The organism is Amycolatopsis keratiniphila (assembly GCF_000400635.2).
GTDB classification, from domain to species: Bacteria; Actinomycetota; Actinomycetes; order Mycobacteriales; family Pseudonocardiaceae; genus Amycolatopsis; species Amycolatopsis keratiniphila.
Map to the genome: position 1 here is coordinate 7457947 of NC_021252.1, position 19884 is coordinate 7477830.

At 69.4% G+C, this 19884-nt stretch carries 20 protein-coding genes; 15 read left to right on the top strand and 5 right to left on the bottom strand.

The features are described from left to right. Positions 1 to 292: 292 nt before the first annotated feature. The 8 genes from AORI_RS74335 (at position 293) to AORI_RS74370 (ending at position 9841) form a co-directional block, all read left to right on the top strand. Complete coding sequence (locus AORI_RS74335; protein ID WP_081809735.1) at positions 293 to 1735, top strand: FAD-binding protein; 1443 nt, start codon at positions 293 to 295, stop codon at positions 1733 to 1735. Continuing rightward, positions 1713 to 2810, top strand: coding sequence for a Gfo/Idh/MocA family oxidoreductase (locus AORI_RS74340; RefSeq protein WP_016336952.1), 1098 nt, complete (start codon positions 1713 to 1715; stop codon positions 2808 to 2810). The genes AORI_RS74335 and AORI_RS74340 overlap by 23 nt, the downstream gene beginning before the upstream one ends. Then, on the top strand, positions 2807 to 3997 hold the full coding sequence (locus AORI_RS74345; protein WP_016336953.1) for a hypothetical protein: 1191 nt from the start codon (positions 2807 to 2809) through the stop codon (positions 3995 to 3997). The genes AORI_RS74340 and AORI_RS74345 overlap by 4 nt, the downstream gene beginning before the upstream one ends. A 101-nt stretch (positions 3998 to 4098) precedes the next feature. Continuing rightward, positions 4099 to 5448 carry a UDP-glucose dehydrogenase family protein gene (locus AORI_RS74350; RefSeq protein WP_016336954.1) on the top strand — a complete coding sequence of 450 codons (1350 nt, stop codon included), beginning with the start codon at positions 4099 to 4101 and terminating at the stop codon, positions 5446 to 5448. A 69-nt stretch (positions 5449 to 5517) separates the two neighbouring features. Then, entirely contained in the window at positions 5518 to 7095 is a 1578-nt protein-coding gene (locus AORI_RS74355; RefSeq protein ID WP_016336955.1) for a DHA2 family efflux MFS transporter permease subunit, read from the top strand. 31 nt (positions 7096 to 7126) lie between these two features. Beyond that, positions 7127 to 8119: an isopenicillin N synthase family dioxygenase gene (locus AORI_RS74360; protein WP_016336956.1), complete on the top strand. Its 993-nt coding sequence runs from the start codon at positions 7127 to 7129 to the stop codon at positions 8117 to 8119. 105 nt (positions 8120 to 8224) lie between these two features. Beyond that, positions 8225 to 8620 carry a YciI family protein gene (locus AORI_RS74365; protein ID WP_228688427.1) on the top strand — a complete coding sequence of 132 codons (396 nt, stop codon included), beginning with the start codon at positions 8225 to 8227 and terminating at the stop codon, positions 8618 to 8620. Next, positions 8621 to 9841 (top strand): RNA polymerase sigma factor, encoded by a 1221-nt coding sequence (locus AORI_RS74370; RefSeq protein WP_016336958.1) that lies wholly within the window; start codon positions 8621 to 8623, stop codon positions 9839 to 9841. 44 nt (positions 9842 to 9885) lie between these two features. Here the strand turns inward: AORI_RS74370 and AORI_RS74375 are convergent, their stop codons facing one another. Both AORI_RS74375 and AORI_RS74380 read right to left on the bottom strand, forming a co-directional pair. Beyond that, positions 9886 to 10701: a DUF11 domain-containing protein gene (locus tag AORI_RS74375; RefSeq protein ID WP_016336959.1), complete on the bottom strand. Its 816-nt coding sequence runs from the start codon at positions 10699 to 10701 to the stop codon at positions 9886 to 9888. Positions 10702 to 10855: 154 nt separating this feature from the next. Then, positions 10856 to 11539, bottom strand: coding sequence for a nitroreductase/quinone reductase family protein (locus tag AORI_RS74380; RefSeq protein ID WP_016336960.1), 684 nt, complete (start codon positions 11537 to 11539; stop codon positions 10856 to 10858). 110 nt (positions 11540 to 11649) lie between these two features. Here AORI_RS74380 and AORI_RS74385 point away from each other — a divergent pair, with 110 nt between their 5' ends. Both AORI_RS74385 and AORI_RS74390 read left to right on the top strand, forming a co-directional pair. Then, the gene (locus AORI_RS74385; RefSeq protein ID WP_016336961.1) at positions 11650 to 12084 is read left to right on the top strand and encodes a MarR family winged helix-turn-helix transcriptional regulator; all 435 of its coding nucleotides are present in this window, start codon (positions 11650 to 11652) and stop codon (positions 12082 to 12084) included. Positions 12085 to 12101: 17 nt separating this feature from the next. Continuing rightward, the gene (locus tag AORI_RS74390) at positions 12102 to 12419 is read left to right on the top strand and encodes a YciI family protein (protein ID WP_123799137.1); all 318 of its coding nucleotides are present in this window, start codon (positions 12102 to 12104) and stop codon (positions 12417 to 12419) included. Here AORI_RS74390 and AORI_RS74395 read toward each other — a convergent pair. Continuing rightward, positions 12416 to 13240, bottom strand: a complete 825-nt coding sequence (locus AORI_RS74395; RefSeq protein WP_228688240.1) for a class I SAM-dependent methyltransferase — start codon at positions 13238 to 13240, stop codon at positions 12416 to 12418. The two genes, AORI_RS74390 and AORI_RS74395, sit on opposite strands and share 4 nt — an antisense overlap. A gap of 142 nt (positions 13241 to 13382) precedes the next feature. Here AORI_RS74395 and AORI_RS74400 point away from each other — a divergent pair, with 142 nt between their 5' ends. Beyond that, the gene (locus AORI_RS74400; protein WP_016336964.1) at positions 13383 to 14036 is read left to right on the top strand and encodes an NAD(P)-dependent oxidoreductase; all 654 of its coding nucleotides are present in this window, start codon (positions 13383 to 13385) and stop codon (positions 14034 to 14036) included. 335 nt (positions 14037 to 14371) lie between these two features. Here the strand turns inward: AORI_RS74400 and AORI_RS74405 are convergent, their stop codons facing one another. Continuing rightward, on the bottom strand, positions 14372 to 15292 hold the full coding sequence (locus AORI_RS74405; RefSeq protein ID WP_016336965.1) for a proteasome assembly chaperone family protein: 921 nt from the start codon (positions 15290 to 15292) through the stop codon (positions 14372 to 14374). A 105-nt stretch (positions 15293 to 15397) separates the two neighbouring features. Here AORI_RS74405 and AORI_RS74410 point away from each other — a divergent pair, with 105 nt between their 5' ends. Both AORI_RS74410 and AORI_RS74415 read left to right on the top strand, forming a co-directional pair. Continuing rightward, positions 15398 to 15937, top strand: a complete 540-nt coding sequence (locus AORI_RS74410) for a PH domain-containing protein (protein ID WP_016336966.1) — start codon at positions 15398 to 15400, stop codon at positions 15935 to 15937. Next, on the top strand, positions 15934 to 17448 hold the full coding sequence (locus tag AORI_RS74415; protein ID WP_016336967.1) for a PH domain-containing protein: 1515 nt from the start codon (positions 15934 to 15936) through the stop codon (positions 17446 to 17448). Before AORI_RS74410 ends, AORI_RS74415 begins: the two co-directional genes overlap by 4 nt. Here the strand turns inward: AORI_RS74415 and AORI_RS74420 are convergent. Beyond that, entirely contained in the window at positions 17439 to 18347 is a 909-nt protein-coding gene (locus AORI_RS74420) for an SDR family oxidoreductase (protein ID WP_043848359.1), read from the bottom strand. The genes AORI_RS74415 and AORI_RS74420 overlap by 10 nt on opposite strands. A 111-nt stretch (positions 18348 to 18458) precedes the next feature. Between AORI_RS74420 and AORI_RS74425 the strand changes: the two genes are divergently transcribed. Next, positions 18459 to 19238 carry an IclR family transcriptional regulator gene (locus AORI_RS74425; protein WP_016336969.1) on the top strand — a complete coding sequence of 260 codons (780 nt, stop codon included), beginning with the start codon at positions 18459 to 18461 and terminating at the stop codon, positions 19236 to 19238. Between the two features lie 42 nt (positions 19239 to 19280). After that, the gene (locus AORI_RS74430; protein WP_016336970.1) at positions 19281 to 19775 is read left to right on the top strand and encodes a GNAT family N-acetyltransferase; all 495 of its coding nucleotides are present in this window, start codon (positions 19281 to 19283) and stop codon (positions 19773 to 19775) included. Positions 19776 to 19884 lie beyond the last annotated feature (109 nt).

Below are 19884 nucleotides of genomic sequence, written 5' to 3' on the forward strand. Positions count from 1 at the left end.
AGGCGTCCACTGAAATCTCCGTTCTGAAGACCGGATGACGTCTGCCGCCACCAGAATCCGGTGTCGGCCACTGATTCCGAAGAATCATCCTCGTGCGCCGCCTTTCTGAGCACACGCGAGGAACGAAGGCTGCGAATCCAGCAGCAGACCACTTGTTCACGGAACAGACCTGTATTCGCCCGATGACCGTGCGTCGACATAAGCATTCGCGCTGTCCTCCTGCGATATGGATCGGTCCTGTTCGAACGCGGTCGTCCCTGAATGGCGAACACCGGATTGTGGAGCGTTGTTGATGCGAAACGGTCAAAATGATACGGCCGAATGGCAGGTAGCCGTCGTCGGCGGGGGTAATGCGGGGCTCTGCGCGGGGATAGCCGCATTGCAGGCGGGCGCGACCGCCGTGGGCGTCTTCGAAGCCGCGCCGAAAGAACTGCGCGGCGGGAACAGTTCCCTGACCAGGACCATGCGTTTCTCCTGGCAGGGAAGCCCGTTCATCGCCGGCCTGCTGCGGCAGGCGGACAAGGAGCGGGTCGAAGAGATTCTGGCCGGCCGCTCGGGCTATACCGACGAGCAATACCTCGAAGACTGGTTGCGGGTGTCCGGCGACCAGGTGGACGTCGCGCTCATCGAGTCGATCATCCGCCGTTCGACGGACACGATCGCCTGGATGCGCGACTTCGGGCAGCGCTGGGCGCCGAGACCGACGCCGCTTCCCGGTGACGTGCCGATCGTCCTCGACGGCGGCGGCCAGAGCCTGCAGGACCGGAACTTCGACCGGTTCGAACGGCTCGGCGGAGCGGTCTCTTACGACAGCGCGGTCACCGGCTTCGAGAGGACCGCCGACGGCCGGTACCTGCTCCACGGTTCCGGTCCCGCGTTCCCGGCGATCGCCGACGCGCTCGTGCTGGCGTCGGCGGGCTTCGAGGCGAACGACCGGCTGCGTGAACGTCACCTCGGCGAGGCATGGCGGGACGTGAAGCTGCGCGGGGTCCCGTTCAACGAAGGCGCTCCCCTGACGGCGGCCGTCGGACTCGGCGCGGACACGGCGGGCAACTGGGAGAAGTGCCACACCACGCCGCAGGGCATCGAGCTGCCCGACCACATGCTGCCGGGGCAGATGCACAAATCCCACGGCCTCGCCCGGTACGCCTATCCGCTGGGCGTCGTGGTCAACCGGGAGGGACGCCGGTTCTTCGACGAATCCGGCGGCTACAGCAACCTCACCTACGTCACGCTGGGCCAGAAGATCCAGGAGCAGCCGGGGAGGACGGCCTTCCAGATCTTCGACGACAAGGTCGTCTCGGCGGGCTCGCTCCCCAAGGGCTATGTCGGCGATCCCGCGTCGGTGACCGTCTCCTCCCTCGAGGAAGGCGCCCGGCGGCTCGGGATCGACGCCGCGAACCTGACCGCCGAGATCGAGCGGCTGCACGCGGACCAGGACGAAAAGCGGCTCGACACCCCGCCGTACCTGTTCGTCCCGGTGGTCTGCGGGCTGACCTTCACCTACGGCGGGCTCTCCGTGACCCCGGACGCCGAAGTGCGCGGCGGCGGCGAGCCGATCAGCGGCCTCTACGCCGCGGGCGTGATCGTCGGCGGTCTCTACGACCAGGGCTATCCGGGCGGCACCGGCCTGATGGCGGGTGCCGTACTCGGCCGGGCGGCGGGCACGTCCGCCGCCCGGCACGCCATCCGAGCACGGGAAGGGGAAGCCCGTGTCGGCACCGTCGCAGGCTGAGGAGACGATCGTCATCGTCGGGCTCGGCAAGATCGGGTCGCTGTACGCCGCTTGTTACGGCCAAGCGGGACACCGGATCCGCACCGTGGACATCGGCGACGGAGCCGATTGGGAGCGGGTCGCCCAGGTGCCGGATCCGGCGTCGGTCGACGCCTGGGTGGTCGCCACCCCGACGGCGACCCATCTCGCGGTCGTCGACGAGATCCTGCGGCGGCAGCCCGATGCCCGTGTCCTGCTGGAGAAACCGGCCTGCTACCCGGAGGACCTCGCGGGTCTCGGCCGCACGGTCCGGCGTCATCCCCGCGCCCGGATCATCGTCAACGACGTGTATTCGCACAGCGAAGCCGTGCGGCGCTTCGCGGCGTCCGTGCGGGAGCTCCGCGAGTCCGATCCCATCCGGAAGATCACCATCGAGTTCACCAAGAACCGGGAACTCGACGTCGCGAACGGCAGGTTCGTCGACACCCAATACGGCGAAGCCGGCTACGAGGGCTTCCACATGTTGAGCATTCTGCGTTCGCTCCTCCCCGCCGAGCAGTACCGGGCCTATCTGCGCACGGTGCCCTCCTCGGTGACCGCGGAGATGCGGGTGCGGACCGCGGCCCCGGGCCTGCCCGACGTCGAGCTCTACACGTCGTCGACCGGCGCCATCGCCTTCCCCGAGCTGGCCGGATTCGCTTTCCCCGAAAGCGTTTCGAGGAACTTCATCGCCCCGGCGGCCATCCCGTACGGCTCCGAGTTCCGGTACCGCTTCGCGGACGTGGAGCTCCAGTCCGGGAAACACGCCACGTTGGTCTTCGAGCCCCTCTTCGGCGCGGACCCCGATTACAAGAACATCCACGCGGTCCACGTCCGGGACACGGCACCGGCAGGCCATTTCCTCATCGCCGTCAATCATTTCAAGGAGGCGCTTCTGACGCAGCTGGACCTTTTGCGGCACCTCGACGAGGGCACCACGGTGGTCCGCCCCGCGGAGCACCGGTTCCTCGCCGCGCTGGGTTCGGCGATGTTCACCGGAACCTTCCCGCAGACAACGGAAACCGAGAAGTACGCACGAATTGGGAGCGAAGCATGACGCGAAGCATCGAGGATCTTTCGACACTGTTGCGGCCGGCCAAGGACATGCTGCCCGAGGTCGCGGAGCGCGACGTGGCGCTGGCCGAGGTCACCGGCCAGGTCAAGAACGACGACGCCGCCCGCGCGTTGTTCGCGAAGGCGTGCCGGTTCGAGGCGCCCTACACCGCGAGCTGGATCCACGGCCCCGGCGACGAATCCCCTTACCTGTCCCTGGAACTGGCGGCGTCCTCTTTGGACGACGACCGCTATCGCGCCCTGCTCGCCGACGTCGTGCTGTCGACGTCGACCTCGATCCCGTTCGACTACCGCGCGCTGGCCGCGGAAAGGCTCGTGCAGGTCGGGGCGGGCGAGTTCACCGGCGCCCTCCAGGACGTCGTCGATTCCTACGAGCCGCTGCCCAAACGCGGCCTGCAGGCGAAGATCGCCGTCCCCACCGACGGTATCGACCACCTCTTCGACATCCCGGAAACGGTGACCGGCAGGCTCAACCTGCTGATCGCGGCCAGCCGGGCGAAGACGCTGGAGAGCAGGCACCTGCTCGCCGTGCGTGTCCTCGCGAACGGTGCCGTGCCGGCGGAGGAGGTCGGCGACGCGGAACGGCTGATCCTGGAAGACGTCGGGACCACGATGGTGGCGCCGTCGGACTACCTGGTGCCGTGGGACCAGGAGTTCCCCGGCGAGCACGGCTCCGGCCTCACGCTCGCGGAACTGGTGCGCATCACCCTGATGTGCGGCGAGTTCTCGCTTCCGGACACGACCGTCCGGCCGATCCTGGTCGACTTCTACCGCTCGGTGCTGCGCACCTGCGGCCGCTCGATCATCGGCCTCTCGGCGGGTGTGTTCCATGTGGAGCACGGCACGCTCGCCACGCCGTCGTACTACTACCAGGGCCGCGACGCGATCCTGGGCAAGGGCTGCGTGATCGACTGCGTCGGCGGGGCGGTCCTGCAGTCGGGTTCGTTCCTCGGCGGCGGCTACATGCCGATCCTGATCCACACCCACAAGCACATCCGCAAGGGCGGCCAGGCCGCCGCGTCCGAGCGGAAGCAGATCCTTCCCTGTGTCTTCGCGGCGGAAGCGGGCGCCCGGTACCCGATGCACGCGATCGGCCTGTTCGAAACGGTGGACTACCTCGGCAAGGAGACCCCGTACGAGGGGATCCGCGCCATCCCGCACGCCAAGTGACACACGGCTTTTCCGGCTGAACACGAAATCCGTATCTCGCGATGCCGCCGGGCGGGGCGACTCCGCGCCGCCCGGCGGCATCGAAACTGGAGGGTAAGAGAATGGGTGCAACATCGGGGGTCACGGTCGCCGTGATCGGCGCGGGCTACGTGGGGCTGACCACGGCCGCGTGCCTTTCGTCCTTGGGACACCACGTCGTCTGCGCGGACGTCGACCAGGAGAAGGTCGACGCGTTGCGGCGCGGCGAGGCGACCATCAGGGAACCGGGAATCTGCGAACTCGTGGTGGACGGGCTGGCGTCCGGGCGGCTGGAGTTCGTGCTCGGCGCGAGCGCGGCGGCGGCGGGCGCGGACATCGTGATCCTGTGCGTGCCGACGCCGATGGGCGCGACCGGCGCGGCGGATCTGACCGCGCTGGAATCCGTCGTGACCGAAGTGCGGGATCTGCTGCCGCACGGATGCGTCGTGGTGAACAAGTCGACGGTCCCGGTCGGCACGGCGGCCCACGTCTCGGCGCTGATCGACCGCGCCGACGTCGCGGTCGTGTCCAATCCCGAATTCCTGCGCGAGGGGTTCGCCGTCCACGACTTCCTGAATCCCGACCGGATCGTGGTCGGCTCCGCGGATCGCGACCCGGTCCCCGCCAGGCGGGTCGCGGCACTGTACGAGCACCTCGACACCGCCGTCCTGGTGACCGACTCCTCGAGCGCGGAGCTGATCAAGTACGCGTCCAACTGCTATCTCGCGACGCGTCTGTCCTTTGTGAACACGGTCGCCGAACTGTGCGAGTACCTCGACGCGAGTATCGACGACGTGACGGCCGGGATGGGCTACGACGACCGGATCGGCAAGGCGTTCCTGCGGCCGGGGCCGGGCTGGGGTGGCTCCTGCCTGCCGAAGGACACTTTCGCGCTGTTGCGCACCGCGGAGTCGGCGGGCAGCGATTTCGCCCTGCTGCGTGCGGCGATCGACACCAACGTCAAACAGCAGGAACTGGTGGTCGCCAAGGTGCGCAAGGCCGCCGGCGGCGACCTGGCCGGGGTGCGGATCGGCCTGCTCGGCCTGACGTTCAAGGCCGGCACGGACGATCTGCGGGATTCCCCCTCGCTGGCGATCGCGGCCCGGCTGGCCGCCGAAGGCGCGGAGCTGTCCGGCTACGACCCCAGCGTCCACGCGCCGGTGCCGGGCGTGACCGACGACGTGCGGATCGCCGGGACCGCCTATCACGCGGCGAAGGGCGCGGCGGCGCTCGTGCTGCTGACCGAATGGCCGGAGTTCCGCGACCTCGACTGGGGGCGGATCGCCGACCGGCTCCACGGCCGGGCCGTCATCGACACCCGGAATCTGCTCGACCCGCTCACCGTGGCCAGGACGGGGCTCTCCTACCAGGGCATCGGACGTCCGGGCAGCACCCGCGCGCCCGCCGTCGCCATGGTCGCGCAAGCAGGGTGACTCCCGGGGTGGACGGCGGGTGGACCCGCTCGTCGTCCCACCCTTCCGGCGTCGGGAACAGGAGGACGGATGCCGAAGCGAACCCGGCCCTGGTCCGCGCTTTTCGCGCTGTGCCTGGGTTTCTTCATGGTCATGCTGGATATCAGCATCGTGAACATCGCGGTGCCGTCGATGGTGCGCGAACTCGGTACCGAGCTGACCGCGGTGATCTGGGTGACCAGCGTGTACCTGCTCGCCTACGCCGTCCCGATCCTGCCGGCCAGCAGGCTGGGCGACCGCTTCGGGCCGAAGCGCGTCTTCGTCGCCGGGCTGCTCGTGTTCACCGCCGCGTCGCTGTGGTGCGGGCTTTCCGGCGACGTGGAGACGCTGATCCTCGCCAGGGCGGTGCAGGGTTTCGGCGCCGCGTTGATGACCCCGCAAACCACGGCCTTCATCACGCATCTGTTCCCGCCGGACGAACGAGGCCCGGCCATGGGTGCCTGGGGCAGTGTCGCGGGTCTCGCCATGATCGCCGGCCCGGTGCTGGGCGGTCTGCTCGTCGATCAGTTCGGCTGGGAGTGGATCTTCTTCGCGAACGTCCCGGTCGGGTTGATGGCGCTGGTGCTCACCGTCATCCTCGTCCCCGACTGGCGACCGGGGAACTCGCACCGCTTCGACGTTCCCGGGATCCTGCTCTTCGGCGCAGGCCTCGTCTGCGTCGTCTTCGGTATCCAAAATGGACAGACGTACGGCTGGGGGACGGCCTTCGACATCATCGGGGCCGGTGTGCTGCTGCTGGGCGCTTTCGTGCTGTGGCAGCGGGCCAACCGCCGCGAACCGCTGCTGCCGTTGTGGATCTTCCGCCACCGCGACTTCTCCCTCGGTACCGCGTCGGCGGTGACGGTCGGTTTCACGATGACCAGCATGCTCCTGGTGTTCGTCGTCTACATCCAATCGGTGCTCGGCCTGTCCCCGGCCGACGCCGGCCTGCTCATCGCGCCGCTCGCCGTGGTGTCCGGCGGTGTCGCGCCGTTCGCGGGCAGGCTGTCGGACCGGGTGAACCCCAAGTACCTGCTGATGTCCGGGATGCTCGCCCTGAGCGGCGGCCTCTGCGTCGTCTCGCAGGTGCTCATCCCGGCGAGCTCGCCGCAGGCCCTGCTCCCCGGACTGCTGCTCTGCGGGCTCGGCGTCGGGTTCACCTTCTCCCCGATGAACAACGTGACCATCAACTCCGTCGAGCGGTCGCTGATCGGCAGCGCGTCGGGCATCTTCAACACCGCGCGCCAGGTCGGCGGGGTGCTCGGCGCCGCGGCCGTCGGAGTCCTGATGGAGGCGCGGACCAGCGCCTCGATGATGGCCCGGGCGAACGAAGCGGCGGCCGCGCTGCCCGCCGAGTCCCGGCAGCGGTTCATCGACGGATTCGCCGGAGAGGCCGGTTCGGCGGTCGCGGCCGGCGAGTTCGGCGGCGTCCCCGAGGCCGCCGCGGATCTGCCCGTCCAGGCCAGGGAGCTGGTCGCCCAGGTCACCGGTGCCGCGCTCACGGACGCCGTCAAGGTGGCCTTCCTGCTTCCCGCCGGCGTGCTGCTCGTCGGCGTGGTGTGCGCGGTGAGCCTGCGCGGGCCGATCGGGCAGGACAGATCGCCCGATCGGATGACCGTGACCCGGTGATCATCGGCGTCACCCTGGCTACCGTCGCGTCATGACACTCGTACCGACGGTCGATCTGAGCACCTGGGAAGACGGCGACCGCGCGGAACTCGCTCACTCCGTCGACGAGGCGTTGACGCGGGTGGGGTTCCTTCAGGTCGTCGGGCACGGCATCCCGCGGGCGACGATCGACGCCATGTGCGAAGCGACCGCGGCCTTCTTCGCGCTCCCTGTCGAGGAGAAGCTCCGTTCCGCGCCAGCCGACCGCGCTTCGGATCGCGGATACGCCGCCGAAGGCACCGAAGGGCTGGCGTACAGCCTCGGTGAGACGACACCTCCCGACCTGTCGGAATCGTTCGTCATCGGCGCGGAGCACATCGACGGCGAAGACCCGTACGGCTTCTTCGTGCCGAACATCTGGCCCGACCGGCCGGAGCACCTGCGGCCCGCGCTGACCGAGTACGCCGACGAAGCCCACCGCGTCGCGCGGGTGCTGCTGGAGATCTTCGAGAAGGCGCTCGGGCTTCCCGACGGCTACCTCGGCGCGTACACCCGGCACCCGACACGCACCTTGCGGGTGAATCACTTCGAGCGCCGGGCCGGAGCGCCCGAACCCCTGCCCGGCCAGATGCGGCTCGGCGCGCACACGGACTACGGCATCGTCACCGTCCTCTACGCCGATCCCGTCCCCGGCCTGCAGATCCACGGCCCCGACGGCGCATGGCACGACGTGATCCCCGCCGAAGACGCGCTGGTCGTGAACCTCGGCGACCTCACCGCGCAGTGGACCAACGACCGCTGGCGCTCCACCCTCCACCGGGTCGTGCCGCCGTCCGGGCCGGGGCCGTCACGACGGCGCAGCGTGGCGTTCTTCTTCGACGGCGACCACGACGCGCGGTTCGAATGCCTCCCGACCTGCCAGTCCGCCGGAAACCCGCCGAAATATCCGCCGGTCCTCGGCGGCGCGCACCTCTACGCCAAGATCACCGGCGGGCGGACTTTGGCACCGGCCGACGCGATGAACACGGCGGCCGACCGAAGCTGAGGGAGAATTCGCGGGGAACGATGTCCGGTCCGGTCCGGCGGCTCCGACGTCCCCGGCAGAAGGCGCCGAAACGGTGCCGGCCGAGAGGAGAGAACCGTGAAGTACATGATCATGATGTTCGGGTCGCAGAAGGACCTCGCGGACATCGGCGGCGCCTGGAGCGCCGACGAGGTCAAGGCCCTGCACGAGTTCATGGCCAAGTGGAACAACGACCTGGTCGAATCGGGCGAGTTCGTCGACGCGCAGGGCCTTTCCCAGCCGGCGCACGCCCGCCGCGTCTCCCTGCGTGACGGCGCCCCTGTGGTCACGGACGGGCCGTATGCCGAGACGCAGGAGGTCCTGGTCGGGTACACGACCGTCGACTGCGCGAGCTACGACCGCGCGACCGAGATCGCGGCCCGGCTGGCGAACACCCCGCATCCGGAGGGCAGCGACCTCGGCCGCGACTGGTACGTCGACATCCGGCCGTGCGCCGACAGCTTCGAAGAGCTGGAGCTCTAAGTGCCGGAAAGCGGCGTCGAAGACCTGCTGCGCGAGCTTTCGCCGCAGGTCCTCGGCGCCGTCGTCCGCCGCTACGGTCATTTCGACCTGGCGGAGGACGCGACGCAGGAGGCGCTTCTCGCGGCCGCGACGCAGTGGCCGGCCGAAGGGCGCCCCGAGAATCCGCGCGCGTGGCTCATCACCGTCGCCTCACGGCGGCTGACCGACCTGCTCCGCGCCGAGCAGGCACGGCGTCGCCGCGAGGACACCGTCGTCCAGTGGAAGCTGCCGGAGGAGCACCTCGCGCCCGCGGCGGACCGGCGGGCGGCCGACTCGGACGACACGCTCGTCCTCCTCTTCCTGTGCTGTCACCCGTCTCTCTCGCCCGCGTCGCAGATCGCGCTGACGCTGCGGGCGGTCGGCGGGCTCACCACGGCGGAGATCGCGCGCGCGTTCCTGGTCCCCGAGGCGACGATGACCCGGCGGATCAGCCGCGCGAAGGCGGGTATCAAGGCCAGCGGTGTCCCGTTCGCCCTGCCTGCGGAACCGGGACGGCTCGACGCGGTGCTCCACGTGCTGTACCTGATCTTCAACGAGGGTTACGCCAGCACGTCCGGCCCCGATCTGGTGCGGAGCGATCTCTCCGCCGAAGCCATCCGGCTGGCCAGGATCGTCCACCGGCTGGTGCCGGACGACGGCGAGGCCACCGGCCTGCTCGCGCTGATGCTGCTCACCGACGCGCGCCGTCCGGCGAGGACGGGGCCGGACGGCGCGCCGATCCCGATGTCCGAACAGGACCGGGGCCGGTGGAACGCCGGGTACGTCGCCGAGGGCATCGCGCTGCTGTCCGAAGCGCTGCCGAAGGGGCCGACCGGGCAGTTCCAGATCCAGGCGGCGATCGCGGCGCTGCACGACGAGGCGCCGAGCGCGGCGGAGACCGACTGGCCGCAGATCGTGGCACTCTACGAACTTCTGCTGCGGCTCTCCGACAATCCCGTGGTGGCGCTGAACCACGCCGTCGCCGTCGGGATGGCCGAGGGGCCACGAGAAGGCTTGACGGCGTTGGAAAAGCTCGGTGACCGGATCTCCGGCGACCACCGCTTCCACGCCGCCCGCGCGCATCTGCTCGAAATGGCCGGGGACACCGCCGAAGCCATCGAGTCCTATGTGGACGCCGCCCGGCTGGCGACCGGACTGCCCCACCGGCGCTATCTCCACGCTCGCGCCGAACGCCTGCGCTGACGCCGTCCGGCACCCGCTCGCGAGCGGGTGCCGGACGGCGGGACTCAGCAGGTGAGCAGAAGACCGGTGATCGCCGTGCAGGTCGACGACGCGGTGTCGTTGGCCGCGTTCGGGTCGGCGACCGAACTCTGCGTGATCTTCGCGGTCGTCTTGACCGGCCCGACGCTCAGCAATCCCGCGGCCACCGAGAACTTCGCCGTCGCACTGGCTCCGGAGGCGAGCGAGGAGAAGTCGCAATTGACGACCTTCGTGCCGCTCGGGTTCGAGCAGACGGACGAGCCGGTGAAGCGCAGCCCGTTGCCGAGGGTCGACACCACCCGGATGCCGGACGCCGCGGCCGGGCCCGCGTTCGTGACCTTGACCGTGTAGTCGATCGACGACGTCAGGATCCCGCGCGGGGACGCGGTCAGCGTGACCCCGAGGTCGGCCGCGCTCGGCGTGCCGGTGATGGTCAGCACGGGGCCGTCGAGGATCTCGAAGCTGTAGTTGTCACCGACGAACTGGTGCTGCAGCGTGACATCGCCCAGCGGCGCGTCGTCCTTGACCCGGAGCGTGAACACCACGGTCTTGCTCTGCCCGGGGGTCACGGTGCCGACGCCGCCGCGGATGCTGCCACCGAGCACGTCGCAGGCGAAGGCGCCGGGGCAGGACACCAGGTCGACCATCCCCGGCAGCGAGGATTCCTTGCCGTAGAGCGTCGCCTTGCCGCCCTCGATCGTCGACGTCGCGTCGGCGTTGTACACGGTCTGCGTCACGGTGAACGTCTGTCCACGTTGGACGGTTGTCGGCGAGACCTCCACCGCGCTGGTCGGCGGGGCGGCGAGAGCGGAGGTGGGCGCCACGAGCATGATCGTGGCCACTGCGGCCACCAGAGACAGAAGTGAGGCTCTTCGAAGCTTCATTCGGTTCTCACTCTTCCGGTCGGGGGCGTCGCGCCGATCGGTGCGGACAACGATCAGTCGCCCGGCGACGGACGTTCGTTACCGGCGTCTCCCGCCAAGTGGGCCGCCGGCCTCACCCGCTCGGAGTAACCGGGGCGGCCGGCACCCCGCTCCCGCGAAGCGCCGGAAGCAGATTCGCCTCCTCGTAGGCGAAATGTTCCTCCAGCCCGGCGGCGACCCGCTCGAACTTCTCGCGCACGGCGCCGAGGTCTCCCCTGCCCTGAAGCAAAGCGTCGAGATCGAGCAGCGCGCGGGATACGGTCTCGTGCTCCCGGCGGAGCCGTTCCAGCGCCGGCGCGAGCCCGGGATGGGCCTTCCGGATCGCGGTGAACGCGCCGTCCTCGCGCAGATGATGCATCCGCAGGTCGTTGCAGAAGGTCACGCAATGGCCGAGCAGTTCGCGCCGCAGGCCCGACCGGTCCGCTACCGGGCCGCCGTCGAGTTCGGCCCGTGCCGCCGCCAAGGTCTTCCTGAGTTCGCCGTGATGGACGAGCAGCTGATCGGCTATCGCGCGACCGCGGGCGGCGTCGACTTCCAGCAGGTGCAACACGAAGCCGCGTTCATCGCCTTCGAGCGGCACGGCCCGCGCGGCGTGCGGAACGCCGTCGATCTCGAGTGTCGCTTGTGGACTGGCAAGAAGGTCGCGATACCAAGGCGAAGCGTCGTCCGGCGCGAACACCAGGTACCGGCTCCCGGAAGGACGGCAAGCGACGCGAGTGATGCGAGGACGCCCCGTTTCGGCGTCCGCGGTGGTCATCAGCAACGGAACTCCCCAGGTAGCATCAGCATGAAAGCTATTTTGCTTTGCAAGCAAAGCCTCTTTGCTTGCAAAGGTATTCGGAGGGGTGGCCGGTGTCAACCGAGGACATGGAAGTCGACGACGCCGTGCGGGCCTTGCTGCTGCTCATGCCGCGGATGGTCGGGCGGGCGAAGCGGATCAAGATCCCCGGCGAACTCCAGTCGCTGTCGCTGGCTCCGCGGCACCTGTCGCTGTTGTCGTACCTGCTCTTCGACGGTCCGATGACGGTGAACGAGCTGGCCGAACGGCTCGAGGTCGCCCCGACCACGGTGAGCCTGATGGTCGGCGAACTGAGCAAGAAGGACGTGCTCGACCGGCGCGAGGACGAGGCGGACCGGCGGCGGCGGATCGTCGCCATCACCGACCGGATGCGGCCCGCGATCGACGGCTGGCTCGCGCAGGGCGCCCGGGCCTGGCAGAAGGCGCTCGCGCCGCTGAGCCCGGCCGAGCGCCGGACGTTCATCGACACCCTTCGCGCGTACGAAGACGGACTGACGGACTAGGAGGACCGGTGCGCTACATGCTCATGCTCGGCGGAACCATCGGCGAGGAAGCTCTCGACACGGACATCACCGCACCCTGCCACGCCTGGGCCGGGGAGCTGACGCGGCGCGGCCTGCACGTCACCGGGATGGGCCTGCACCCGCCCGAGTCGGCGACGACCGTCCGCGTCCGTGGCGGCGAGGCACTGCTGACCGACGGCCCGTTCGCCGAGACGAAGGAACAGATCGGCGGCATCGCCATCCTGGAATGCGAGAGCCGCGAACAAGCCGTCGAGGCGGCGAAGGCCCACCCGTGGGCCGCGATCGGGACGATCGAGGTCCGCGAGATGCTTTAGGAGATCCGCACGGTGACCTGGTTGTCGGCATACGTGTAAGCCACGTATTCGAATTCGACACCGGTGCGTTCGACGTATTCCAGCCACGCCCGGTGCTCGTGCCGCTGCCAGCCGGGATAATTGAAGAACTCGTCGAAGTGCACGATGCTGCCGGACCGCAGCCGCGGCCCCGCCAGGTCGAGCACGGTTTTCGCCGAGCTGTACAGATCGCCGTCCACGTGAAGGAAATCGACGGCGCCTTCGTGCCGCTCGAGAAAGCCGGGAAGCGTGTCGGCGAACAGCCCGACGACGAGTTCGGCGCCGGGGACGTCCGGCAGGTCGTCGCGCGCGAACGAACCGGCGGGCATGCCGTTGAGCCAGTTCTCCGGCAAACCCTGGAACCAGTCGAACCCGTAGGTCTCGACGCCGCCGCGGGCCTCGGCGATCACGCGCAGCGTGTTCCCGCTCGCGACACCGAATTCGAGAGCCATTCCCCCTGACGGGGCAAGGGAAAGCGCGTACGCGAGAGTCTCCTGTGGACGCGCGAAGTGTTTGGTCCCGGTGAGATGCTCACGGGCGAACCGGTTGCTGTCCCGGGCCGCGTCCTGGTCGCCCGCGTAGATGATGTCGCGACGGCTCCGGATTTCGAACTCGACGATCCGATCGAAACAGCGGTCCCCCTGCCGGATGATCTCCGCCCGCAATTCCGCGGCGACCCGTTCCAGTTCCGCCGGATAAGGATCGTGGAATCGCCGGGCGAGCCGGTGCAGGCCCCGGCCGAACGTTCCGCGGGCCGAACGGCCCAAGGTCTTCAGAGCTGAATGGGGTACCAGGTGACGCATTCCGGGACGATACACCAGCACCGTTCGAGTGAACGGGACCAGAACGCCCCGGACCCGGTTTCGTTGCGGTAACCGAGGGGTCCGCTCCTAGCATCGCGTTCGCAGCCGGTACTCGGGTACCGGCAAGGAGAAAAGGAGCACGATGAGCAGCATCGTCATCTTCGGGGCGGGCGGACGCGCGGGACGCCGTGCCGTCGCCGAAGCCGTGAGCCGCGGGTACCTGGTCACCGCCGCGGTGCGGGATCCCGGCCGCCATGCGGATCTCGCCGGGGACAACGTCGCCTTGGTCGCCGCCGACGTCACCGACGCGGACGACGTCGCGAAGGCCGCCGCCGGGCACGACGCCGCGATCAGTTCCGTCTACCGTGCGGATCTCCCGTCCCGCGAGTACTACCCGGCCGCCGCGCACGCGCTGATCGACGGCCTCGGACGGGCCGGCGTCGGGAGGCTGGTCGTCGTCGGTGTCGGATCGGTGCTGGAGATCGAACCGGGCGTCGCCTTCCACGACCAGCCGGGCTGGCCGCCCGAACACCGCGAGTTCTCGCTCGGGCACACGGCGGAGCTGGAGGTCTTCCGTGCGTCCGGCGGCGGGCTCGACTGGGTGATCGTCGCGCCGCCGCCGGTGATGCTCGACGAACACGCCGGGCGCACGGGCGAGTACCGCAGCGGGGACCACCGGGTGCTGCCGCGCGAGGCCGACACGAAGCCGTTCTCCTACGCGGATCTCGCGGTCGCGCTGGTCGACGAGATCGAGCGGCCGGCGCACTCGAAGTCGATGGTCGCCGTCGACTACTGATACCTACTGGCGGTCTAGCGTGACTGGATGGACGACACACGTGATCCCACGGACGACACGAGTGTCTGGACGGACGCCTCACGGCGAAGGCTCCGCCACGGCCGTGTCGTCCATCCAGTCACGTGTGTCGTCCCTCGGATCACACGTGCCGTCCGCTCAATCACGCTAAACCACCGTTCCGTACAGGTGGTCGTGAGTGGCGATTCGAGTCAGAGCCAACTCTGTCCGTCTGGACTACCGGTCCGAAGTCCGTGAAGGCCTCCTTGAGGGACCCTGAGTCCCTCAAGGAGGCCTTCACGGACTAGGCACACAGGCGCGGCGTGAGCGAGCGTGACTCAGCGCTCCGGCGAGTCCCCGCCGTTCTGCTCGGCCAGGAACCGCTCGAACTGGTTGCCCAGCTCCTCGGCGGTCGGCATGTGCTCGACCGACTCCGCGAGCAGGCTTTCCTTGCCCGACGCCTCCATGAACGTGTCGTACTGCTGCTCCAGCGCGCGCACGACGTCGGCGACCTTCTCCGAGCCGGCGACCTGGCGGGCGATCTCGGCCTCCGCCTCGTGCGACGCCTCCCGCAGCTCGCCGTCCGGCAGGTTCAGCCCGGTCGCCGCGGCGACGGCGCCGAGCAGGTTCAGCGCGGCGCTCGGATACGTCGAGTCCGCCAGGTAGTGCGGCACGTGCGCGGCGAACCCGGACGCGTCGTGCCCCCACTCGCCGAAGCGGAACTCCAGCAGTCCGGCGATGCTGCCCGGCACCTGCATCCGGTTGGGCAGCGGCCGGTGTTCGCCGACCAGCTCGTTCCGCGTCGCGTGCGCGGTCACGCCGAGCGGGCGGGTGTGCGGCGCGCCCATCGGGATGCCGTGGAAACCGGTGGTGAGCCGGACGTCCCAGCGTTCGACCAGCCCGCGCACGGCCGCGCAGAACCGCTCCCAGTCGTGGTCCGGTTCCGGCCCGGTGAGCAGCAGGAACGGCACGCCGTCGGCGTCGTGCAGCAGGTGGACGACCAGCTCGGGGGCGTCGTAGGCCTCCCAGTGGTCGATGGAGTAGGTCATCGTCGGGCGCCGCGAGCGGTAGTCGATGAGCCGGTCGACGTCGAACCGCGCGATCACGCGGTGCTCGGACGAGTTCAGGAGCTGCTCGGCGACGAGCTTGCCCGCGGACCCCGCGTCCATGAAGCCGTCGAAGTAGTGCAGGAGCACGGCCCCGCCGAGGTCAGGGACGTCCGAGTCCACCTCGTACAGGTCTTCCGGGTCCAGCGCCACCAGATCCTCCAGGTTTCGTGCGTGCAACCGTCTACGGGTGGCAACGCCCCGATAGGGGGTATCCATTCCGCCGGCCGTGGCCGAAATCCTATCGGTCCGTGACAGGTGTCGTGGGCGGTCCGCATCGAGGTGGTGCAGGGTGGAGGGGTGACGGAAGAGACCCTCAGCCTGCGCCCGCCCGCCAACCGGGTGAGCAGGCGCGCCATCGGCTACTGGACGGTATGGGCCGCGGTCGGCTGGGTGATCTTCGTCGCGGCGCAAGCGGTGTTCGTGTTCACGAGCGACGACGCGCCGACGTGGCTGACGGTGACGTTGACGATCTCGTGCGTGCTCGCGCCCCTGCATCTGCTGGTCATGCCGCAGTGGCGCTACCGGATCCACCGCTGGGAGGTCACCGGCGAGGCCGTGTACACCCAGGAGGGCTGGCTCAAACAGGACTGGCGGATCGCGCCGATCTCGCGGATCCAGACCGTCGACATCGAGCGCGACCCGGTCGAGCAGCTGTTCCGGCTGGCGAAGATCACCGTGACGACGGCGTCGGCCGCGGGCCCGGTCAAGATCTCCGGTCTCGACCACGCCCAGGCGCTCGCGCTGGTCGCGGAACTCACCAGGACGACGCAGGCCACGCCGGGTGACGCGACATGAGCACCGAGGCACCACCGGGAACCGAAGTCGGCCGGTGGCATCGGCTCGACCGCCGGATGCTGCTGATCCGCCCCGTCCTCGACGTCGTCAAATCGCTGCCGGTCCTGATCGGGACGGTGATCCTCGGCCAGGGCAACGGCTGGGAGTGGTTCGGCCTGGGCGTCACCGCGCTGACCGTGCTCGTCGGCGTCTCCCATGTCCTCACGTCGCGGTACCGCGTCGCGGACGGCCAGGTGGAATGGACCACGGGCCTGCTGCTGCGCAAACATCGCGCGATCCCGCTGGACCGGATCCGCACGGTCGACGTCACGTCGGAACCGAAGCACCGCTTGTTCTCCCTCAGCGCCGTGCGTATCGGCACCGGACGGCATTCGCTGGCCCAGGGGGCGGGCGACGACCAGCTCGTGCTCGACGCCGTCAGCCAGGCCGAGGCATACCGGCTGCGCACGGTTCTGTTGCACCGCAAGGAGATCTCCGCGGCCGCCCCGCCGCCGGAACAGGTCGTGGCCGAGGTCGACCGGAAGTGGGTGCGATACGCGCCGTTCACGCTATCCGGGCTCGCCGTGGTGGGCGCGATGTTCGCCGCGGTCTGGCATTTCGCGCACCAGCTGAACATCGCCCCGGAGAACGTCGGGCCGCTGCGGGATCTCCTGGACGATCTGGCGAACACGGCGCTGTGGCTGATCGTGGTCGTCGCGGCGGCCGGCCTGCTCGTGGTCGTCTCGCTGCTGTCCGTCGGCGGCTACGTGCTCTCGTTCTGGAACTTCAAGCTCACCAGGGAATCCGAGGGCACCCTCCACGTCCGGCGCGGGCTGATCACCACGCGTTCGGTGTCCATCGAAGAAGAACGGCTTCGTGGCGTCGAGGTGAAGGAGCCGCTGCCGCTGCGGATCGCGGGCGGGGCGCGGCTCACCGCGATCGCGGGCGGGCTGCGCGAGGGCAAGGGCGGGGACAAGGGCGGTGGGCTCCTGCTGCCGCCCGCCCCCGTCGGCCGGGTCCACGAGGTCGCGGCCGAGGTGCTGCGGGAGAACTTCGACCCGGCCACCGTGCCGCTGAACCGGCATCCGCGACGGGCGCTGACAAGACGGCTGACCCGCGCGATCGGCGGCGTGCTGCTGCTCGCGGCGGCGCTGTTCGGGTTCGCCTGGATCGATTTCCTGCCGTCGTGGATGTGGCGGGTCGCGCTCGGCCTGGTGCCGTTCGCCGCCCTGGTGGGCTGGGACCGCTACCGCAACCTCGGCCACGCGATCGTCGGGCGCTACCTGGTCAGCCGGTCCGGTTCGCTGGCGCGGGCGACGGTGGCGATCCGGCGTGAGGGCCTCACCGGGGTCGTCGTAAGCCGCTCGTTCTTCCAGCGCCGCGCCGGGTTGATCACCGTGACGGCCCCGATCGCGGCGGGCAAGGGCGGCTATCAGGTGGTCGACGTCGGCGAATCGGCCGGGCTGGCGATGGCCGAGCGGGCCGCGCCCGGTCTGCTCACGCCCTTCCTTCGCCGGGATGCTCAGCGATAGCCGGTGACGTCCGCGGGCAGGCCGGGATCCTGGACTTCGACGAGATAACGCCAGCAGTCGGGCCTGCTGCCGTCGAGGTCGGTGAATCCGTATTCCTTCGCCAATTCGCCACTGGACATCGATTTCCCGTTCCAGCGGGCGACTTCCGCGTCACCGGCCAGCGCCGCGACCGCCCTGCCGACGAACGCGGGGCTTTCGGAAATGGCGAAGTGCGGCTGCACCTTCGTCGCGTCGCGCCAATTCTCTTCCGTCACCCGGTAAGCGTCGAGCATCGCTTCGGAACGCAACCACCCCGGCGTGACGGCCACCGCGGTACCGCCATGCGGTGCCAATTCGTGCCCGAGTGCGAACGCCATCCGGTTCACCGCGGTCTTCGCGAGATCGTAGAAGAACGAAACCCGGTAGTTCTCCGAGTTGTACTCGGTGGTGCCGTCGTTGACCTCGACGACCAGCGCGCCCGGATTCCTGATCATGAGCGGCAGCGCGAAATGACTGGTGATCGCATGCGTGTCGATCGCGAGCCGCAGCGTCCGCAGCCCGATGTCCAAAGTGGACTCCCAGACGGTCTTGTCCCATTCGATGGGCGCGCCGTAGATGTCGTTGACCAGCACGTGCAACGCGCCCTGTTCGGCGTCGATCCGTTCCACCAGTTCGCGGACCTGGTCCGCCGCCAAATGGTCCACACCGATCGCGATCCCGCGCCCGCCCGCTTCGTCGACGAGCGCCGCCGTCTCCTCGATCGTCTCCGGGCGATTCATTTCCGACCGCCGGGAAGCGGTACTGCGGCCGGTCACGTAAACGGTCGCGCCGGCGGCACCCAGCTGGACCGCTATTCCCCGGCCTGCTCCGCGAGTCGCCCCGGCGACCAACGCGATCTTGCCCGCCAATGGCTTTTCCATGGTCCGAACCTAGCAAGAAGTCCGCTTGTTCGTGGACCAAAGTCCCTGGTCCGCAATTCACACAATGTGCTACTTTCTTGACTCTTCGTGATTCCCCGGCGAGAGGTCGAGATGACGCCTGCCGCACGATCCCTGGACACCACCGCCCCGCCGAAACGCACTCCCGGCGCCAGCAGTTCACGCAAGGTCCTCCAGCTGCTGCTCTCCTTTTCCGAACGCCGCTGGGACGCGAGCGTCGCCGAACTGGCCGCGAGGATCGGCACCCCGGTCGCCACGACGTACCGCTATGTCGCGCTGTTGAAGGAACTCCAGCTCCTGGAGGAGGGCAAGACGGGGCGCTATCACGTGACGAGCCAGGTGATGCCGCTCGCGCGGGCCGCGCAGCTGGCCAACGATCTCGCCCGCCTCGCCCGGCCGTCGATGGAGGAGGCCGCCCGCGACCTCGGCGAGACGGTGCTGCTGTTCCAGCATTTCGGCGATTCCGCGGTCTGCGCGGACCGGGTCGAATGCGAACGCGCGATGCGCTTCACCTTCCAGCCGGGGCATTCCGTGCCGCTCGGCACCGGCGCGTCGGGCAAGATGCTGCTCGCCATGCTGCCGGAGGCCGAACGCGAGAGACGGCTTTCCTCGATCGTCCAGCGCCGCGGTCCGAGCGTGCGGGAAGAGGTCAAACGCGCCGGGGTGAACCGGTATTCGGTGAGCTGGGGCGAACTGGACGACGGCGTCTGGTCGTGTTCGGTGCCGATCCCGAGCACCGGGCACCGGCCCGCGGTGCTCACCCTGGCCGCCCCCGCGACCCGGATCGGCGACGACGCGAAACGGGCCGCCATCGTCACACTCCAGTCGTACGCGAGCAGGATCCACCGAGCCGTTTCGTCGTTCTCGCTGTAAATCACGGGCGGCCGCGCACCGCGGCGGGGTAGAACTCGATCCGTGATCCGACTCGCCACTCCCGAAGACCTGCCCGCGCTCCAGGATGTCGAACGCGCCGCGGGCGAACCGTTCCGCGCGCTCGGCATGGCCGCGATCGCCGACGACGATCCGCCGTCGATCGCGGACCTCGCGGCTTTCCAGCTCGACGGCCGGGCTTGGGTCTGGGACACCGGCAGCGGCCCGGTGGCATACCTGCTCGCCGAGGTCCTCGACGGTCACGGCCACATCGAGCAGGTGTCCGTCCATCCCGATCACGCGCGGCGAGGCCTCGGGCGGCGGCTGATCGAGCACGCCGCGGAGTGGGCCGCGCGCGAAGGGCTCGCCGGGCTGACGCTGACGACGTACGCCGAGGTGCCGTGGAACGCGCCGTACTACGCCCGCCTCGGCTTCGCGACACTCGACGAGGCGAGTCTCACGGAGGGTCTGCGGGCCGTCCGCGAGCACGAAATCGCCCGCGGCCTGGACGCGTGGCCTCGGGTGACCATGCGCCGGTAACCCGCACGGAGGCGATCTCGGGCGACGCGATGTCCGGATTCGGCGCCGTGACTCGCGTGATCAGGCACGTAACTCGCGTGATTGGACGCCGCACTCGGTGTTGCGCCTC